The organism is Streptomyces sp. C (genome assembly GCF_000158895.1).
Lineage (GTDB): Bacteria > Actinomycetota > Actinomycetes > Streptomycetales > Streptomycetaceae > Streptomyces > Streptomyces racemochromogenes.
This window is the reverse complement of the sequence record NZ_GG657750.1, coordinates 1727206-1729592: the sequence shown is the minus strand read 5'-3', so window position 1 is coordinate 1729592 and position 2387 is coordinate 1727206. Positions and strand designations below refer to the sequence as shown.

The 2387-nt window shown below is 76.0% G+C and carries 2 protein-coding genes and 1 pseudogene; 2 read left to right on the top strand and 1 reads right to left on the bottom strand.

Annotation, left to right across the window (positions count from 1 at the left end; translation table 11 throughout):
• Positions 1-931, bottom strand: a 931-nt coding sequence (locus tag SSNG_RS07640; RefSeq protein WP_007263229.1) for a DUF1343 domain-containing protein, incomplete at its 3' end; no start/stop codon positions are given.
• Between the two features lie 121 nt (positions 932-1052).
• On the opposite strand from SSNG_RS07640, the gene SSNG_RS07635 reads away from it, so the two are divergent.
• Both SSNG_RS07635 and SSNG_RS39255 read left to right on the top strand, forming a co-directional pair.
• A complete protein-coding gene (locus tag SSNG_RS07635) occupies positions 1053-1832 on the top strand; it encodes an SDR family oxidoreductase (protein ID WP_007263228.1) in 780 nt (259 codons plus the stop codon).
• A pseudogene (locus SSNG_RS39255) lies at positions 1829-2387 on the top strand (AMP-binding protein); the annotation flags it as partial. The gene SSNG_RS07635 and the pseudogene SSNG_RS39255, both read left to right, overlap by 4 nt.

Genomic DNA, 2387 nt, shown 5'->3' with positions numbered 1-2387 from the left:
CCCCGGGCAGCCCCAGCGCGTTCGCCGCCTCCGCCCACCGCCGGTCGACGCCCTCCGCGCCCACCACCTCGAACGGGGTGGTCGTACCCCGGCCCTCGGAAAGGTTGGTCCCCTCGAAGAGGCAGGTCCCGGCGTACGCGAGCGCCGTGTCCGGGGTCGGCATGTTCGGGCTCGGCGGCAGCCACGGCAGGCCGGTCTCCCCGAAGAAGGACCCCCGCCGCCACCCCGACACCGGCACCACCCGCAGCCGGGGGCCGGCGCCCTTCAGGAACTCGCCGTTGAACAGCAGGGCCAGCTCGCCCGCCGTCATCCCGTGCGCCAGCGCGACCGGCTCCCGGCCCACGAAGCTCGCGTACGCCCGCTCCAGCACCGGCCCGGCAGCGCGCCGCCCGCCCACCGGGTTGGGCCGGTCCAGCACCACCACCGCCTTGCGGGCGAGCGCGGCCGCGCGCATGCAGTCGTACAGGGTCCAGATGTAGGTGTAGAAGCGCGCCCCGACGTCCTGGATGTCGAAGACGACCGTGTCGACGCCCGCCGCCGTGAACACGTCCGCGAGCTGCTGCCCGCTCCTGCCGTACGTGTCGTACACCGGCAGCCCCGTCGCCGGGTCGCGGCCGGCCGCCTCGGAGCCGCCGGCCTGCGCCGTTCCGCGGAAGCCGTGCTCCGGCCCGAACACCGCGACCAGGTCCACGCGTTCGTCGGCGTGCAGCACGTCGACCAGGTGGCGGGCGTCGGCGGTGATCCCGGTGGGGTTGGTGACCACCCCGACCCGCTGCCCGGCGAGTTCCGCGTACCCGTCGGCGGCGAGCCGCTCGAAGCCGGTGCGCACCCGCCCGTCGGCGGCCGCCGGCCCCGCCGCCGCGCCCCCCAGGGCCCCCAGGGCCCCCAGGGCCCCCGCCATCCCCAGTACCCCGCGTCGCGACAGCGTCATCCCGCCACGCTAGGGCCCGCACCCCTTCCGCCGTCACATACCGACTGGTTAGTCTGCCGGGATCCGGCCGCTCCGGCCGGCAGTCGGCAGTCGGCCGTTGGCCGTGACGAAAGGTGACCCCGTGAGCGGGAGCGCGTACCAGGACCAGCGAGTCGTCGTCACCGGTGCGGGCGGCGGCATCGGCGCGGCCCTCGCGCACCGCTTCGCCGCCGAGGGGGCCACCGTCGTCGTCAACGACCTCGACGCCGCCAAGGCCGCCTCCGTGGCCGGAGCCATCGCCGCGACCGGCGCCCGGGCGATCGCGGTCCCCGGCGACGCCTCCGCGGTCGTCGGGGAGGCCCGCGAAGCCCTCGGCGGCACGGTCGACGTGTACTGCGCCAACGCCGGACTCGCCTCCGGCGGCGACGCCTTCGCGGACGAGGCCGTCTGGGAGGCCGCCTGGGACACCAACGTCATGGCGCACGTACGGGCTGCACGGGCCCTGCTGCCCGACTGGCTGGAGCGCGGCAGCGGCCGCTTCGTGTCCACGGTCTCCGCCGCCGGGCTGCTGACCATGATCGGAGCGGCCCCGTACAGTGTCACCAAGCACGGAGCCCTCGCCTTCGCGGAATGGCTGTCGCTGACCTACCGCCACCGGGGCGTCCAGGTCCACGCCATCTGCCCGCAGGGGGTGCGCACCGACATGCTGACCGCCTCCGGCTCGGCGGGGGAACTGGTCCTGGCGCCGACCGCGATCGAGCCGGAAACGGTCGCCGAAGCACTGTTCGACGGCATGGAGAAGGGCCGGTTCTTGATCCTCCCGCACCCCGAGGTGGCGCGCTTCCACGCCGCCCGCGCGGCCGACCCCGAGCAGTGGCTGCGCGGAATGAACCGACTCCAGCGCACGTGGGAGGGCTCGTGACGGCCCTCACCGGCTCCCCGTACGCCGCCCGTCCCTGGCTGGGCCGGCTGAGCCCCGCCCAGCTGGCGCCGGTGACGCCGCCGGCGAGCGTGCCGGACGCCTTCCGGGCCGCGGCGGCCCGGGCGCCGGGGCGCACGGCCCTCGCATACTTCGACGGCCGGATCTCCTACGCCGAGGCCGACGCGCTGTCCGACTCCCTCGCCGGGTACCTGGCCGGGCGGGGGATCGGCCGGGGCGACCGGGTGGCGGTCATGCTGCAGAACACCCCGCACTTCGTGCTCGCGGTGCTGGGCGCGTGGAAGGCCGGGGCGGTGGTCGTACCGCTGAACCCGATGTACAAGGCGGGGGAGGCGGGGCACGTCCTGCGGGACTCCGGGGCGGTGGCGCTGGTGTGCGAGGAGGGTCCCTGGGGGGGTGTACCTGGGGGAGGCGGTGGCCGAATCCGCCGTCCGGACCGTCCTGACGGCCCGCCCCACCGACCTCCAGACCCGCAACGACCCCCGCGTCTTCCGGACCCAGGCCCCGGCCCAGGCCCGGACCCCGGCCCCGACCCAG